This window comes from Mesorhizobium sp. M7A.F.Ca.MR.362.00.0.0, assembly GCF_004023175.1.
GTDB lineage: Bacteria > Pseudomonadota > Alphaproteobacteria > Rhizobiales > Rhizobiaceae > Mesorhizobium.
In genome coordinates this window covers 1-2,137 of sequence record NZ_RZTF01000643.1, presented here as the reverse complement: position 1 = coordinate 2,137, position 2,137 = coordinate 1, and the positions used below count along the sequence as shown (strand labels likewise).

The following is a 2,137-nucleotide window of genomic DNA, read 5'->3' as shown; positions in this document are numbered from 1 at the left end:
CGCCTTGCTAGTGGACGACTGGACCAATCTGCTGCTGAGGAGCTGCCGCCCATTCTCCGTTATCCCGCGAACAATTCTTTGTACCCTGTCGTCACCATCCAGTTCGCCCGATCGAGATGGCTTCGCGCGGCTTTGCGGGCGCGCTCCGGTTCCTGTACCGGATCGATGCCGAGGATCTCCTGCGCCATCTCCTCATAGCTGGCATCATCAGCGGCCGCATCCAGGAACCTCAGGTACAGCGTGTGGTGCTGCTTATCGTACGTGGTCAGGCTGTCGGACCATGGCACTTCTTCCTGGATTGCCGGTTTCGTTCCGACTTTCATGGCAGTTCGGTACTCCATCATTATTTCAGTGGGATATTCCTTCGACAGGTTAGCCAAAGCAGACAGCAATCATAGTCCTAAATGACAATCCCTGATCTCTCCGCAAATGTCCCGGCGCGGCCGTGCTTCGGGACAGCTTCAGTATTCTGCCGCCCAGCCCAGGCGCAACGGCGGCAGATCCTCGAGTTCCCTCCGTGTGGACGGCGTGGGCGCGAGGCGCGGCAAACTTGCAGCGATGCCGAGATGAACGAAATTCATTAGCGCGCGTCCAAGCTCTCAATCGCTGCGCAGTATCTTTGCTTCGAGCGCGGCTGCCACAAAAGCACGCCGAGCGACTGGTGGATGAGCCTCACCTCGCAACACCTGCAGACAGGCGTCCATTGCTGCCTTGCGCTTCGCGGTCTGACGATGGAGATGCCGCAGCAGGATGTTGGACGCGTCATTGACATCGAACACGACACGCTCCGAACTGTGACGGCTGACTTGAACAACGACTGGCTTTTCAAATCTGCTCGAGCCGGTCATCACTCCCCCTCTACACCCAGCGGCGACAGCCTCGCTCGCATTTATTTCCTTAGCCGAAAGATCCGGCTGCACCCTCGCAGCTAAACTTGGTCGCTGGCGTCCAAGAGATCGTCATGAGCGCTGTCTGGTTCATGTCGGGTGGCGGGGGATTGGCTAGCTCAATCTCGACAATGTCGCCTTGCGCCAGTGTCGCACAGTTTGTGGAGCCTACGCCTGCACCTTTCCGATGCCCGCCTTGCACGCAGCGATCCACTGCATGGCGGAGGTTGGGTCCTCCAATATGGCAACTCGCTTTGCAAAGCCGACAAAGGCATTGCTGGCAGCGTCCACCGGTATGTGCCCAGCATATGCATCACAACATGCCCTCAGAGCGGTCTCGTAGGTCAGGTCTCTGCGATCCTCGGGCCACTCATTGAGAAAATCGATAGCGTCCGCAAGACTGGCAATCTCTTGCACGATATAGCTGGCTCGTTTCACGAAAATGGGGCTGCTAAAAGCCTCAGCGTTCATTCGTTCCCCTCCACCTGCTCCATAGCCAATTTGCACGACCCGGGCCGCATCGACGCCCGCCGACCATTGCAGAAATGTGCTGTCAGGGCGATGACGATTCAAGAGGAAGAACATGCGTGATCTGCATCCTCGGTAAGCAGTTCGGCTGCGCATCACCGCGAAGTCCGGCGAAGAGGCATCTATCTTCCTTCCTGGCCTGATCTGAGGAGAACATACCCCCGGGTGCCGTCATTCTCTAACGGCGGATGAACCACACAAATTGAAAGGCCCCGTTTAACTGCCGAGCCACAGTATGACCGCCGCGAAGTGAGGGCCCGCATGAACTGCCCGATGACCGCCGACGCAACCTCGCAGCTTCGTGAGATCTGGCTGGCTGACACCATTTGCCAAGACATTCCTGATGCGGCGGCTATGCACGGAACTGAGCATCTGTTCAGGGCCACGGGTGTGCTATACGGCTTTGATGGCTATTGGTTCGATGTTGCGCCGGCGCTGGCTGCCGGGAAAGAGCTTTCCATCCTATGCGTATCTGCCGGGCAGGCAACCGCATCCCGTGCGTGATCCCGCGGGACATAGCTACAATAGCGAAGCCATGCCGTCGGCGGCAGAGGCGTCGCTGGACTCAGACATATTCCTTTGGGGTCTCGACCTCTTCAACCATGGTTATTACTGGGAAGCCCATGAGGCGTGGGAGGGTCTGTGGCAAGTTGCAGACCGAGACGCTCCGCTTCGGACGCTCTTCAAGGGATTGATCCTGTTATCGGCGGCCGGTGTGAAGA

The 2,137-nt window shown here is 58.1% G+C and carries 5 protein-coding genes; 2 read left to right on the top strand and 3 right to left on the bottom strand.

Features of this window, described 5'->3' with window-relative positions:
* Nucleotides 1–59: 59 nt before the first annotated feature.
* The 3 genes from EOC06_RS36355 to EOC06_RS36345 all read right to left on the bottom strand — a co-directional run bounded on the left by EOC06_RS36355 (nt 60) and on the right by EOC06_RS36345 (nt 1,358).
* Complete coding sequence (locus EOC06_RS36355) at nt 60–323, bottom strand: DUF2285 domain-containing protein (RefSeq protein ID WP_164895833.1); 264 nt, start codon at nt 321–323, stop codon at nt 60–62.
* A 276-nt stretch (nt 324–599) separates the two neighbouring features.
* On the bottom strand, nt 600–848 hold the full coding sequence (locus tag EOC06_RS36350; protein WP_095482605.1) for a DUF982 domain-containing protein: 249 nt from the start codon (nt 846–848) through the stop codon (nt 600–602).
* 207 nt (nt 849–1,055) lie between these two features.
* A complete protein-coding gene (locus EOC06_RS36345; protein WP_095482618.1) occupies nt 1,056–1,358 on the bottom strand; it encodes a DUF982 domain-containing protein in 303 nt (100 codons plus the stop codon).
* A gap of 330 nt (nt 1,359–1,688) precedes the next feature.
* Between EOC06_RS36345 and EOC06_RS40490 the strand changes: the two genes are divergently transcribed.
* A complete protein-coding gene (locus EOC06_RS40490) occupies nt 1,689–1,919 on the top strand; it encodes a hypothetical protein (RefSeq protein WP_164895832.1) in 231 nt (76 codons plus the stop codon).
* Nucleotides 1,912–2,137, top strand: a 226-nt coding sequence (locus tag EOC06_RS36340; protein WP_245470390.1) for a DUF309 domain-containing protein, incomplete at its 3' end; no start/stop codon positions are given. The genes EOC06_RS40490 and EOC06_RS36340, both read left to right, overlap by 8 nt.